Annotated in this window: 1 pseudogene; it reads left to right on the top strand. The window is 52.8% G+C overall.

The window, feature by feature from the left end:
• Positions 1-189: pseudogene (locus tag B2T33_RS10835) on the top strand (DUF2066 domain-containing protein); the annotation flags it as partial.
• Positions 190-356: the final 167 nt, after the last annotated feature.

Here is a 356-nt window from a genome sequence, read left to right as displayed (position 1 = left end):
GTGCGCAATTCGCGGGTGATTGCCATGTCAAAGCGCGAAGTGCAGGTATCGATTGAATATGTCGGATCGGCCAATCAGTTGCAGACAGCGCTTAATCAGCAGAACCTTAGCCTGTCGCGGATGGGAGAACTTTGGTTCATTCAGCCAAGCGGCGCGGATCGTTTGCAGGGGCTGTCGTTAGGCGGATAAGCCTTTTGCAGGACAGGGACAGTTTAACAGGGGCCGGGGAATGACATTACGACAGCAAGCACGTTTCTGGCTGATCTTTGTTGTTGGATTCTTTTTCCTGATCTGGCTGTTTTCGGGCATCCTGTTGCCATTCGTGGCCGGGATGGCGATTGCCTATTTCCTGGATC

The organism is Thalassospira sp. UBA4513 (assembly GCF_002388495.1).
GTDB classification, from domain to species: Bacteria; Pseudomonadota; Alphaproteobacteria; order Rhodospirillales; family Thalassospiraceae; genus Thalassospira; species Thalassospira tepidiphila.
Note: the sequence above shows the minus strand (reverse complement) of the source record. Positions and strands in the feature narration are given on the sequence as shown.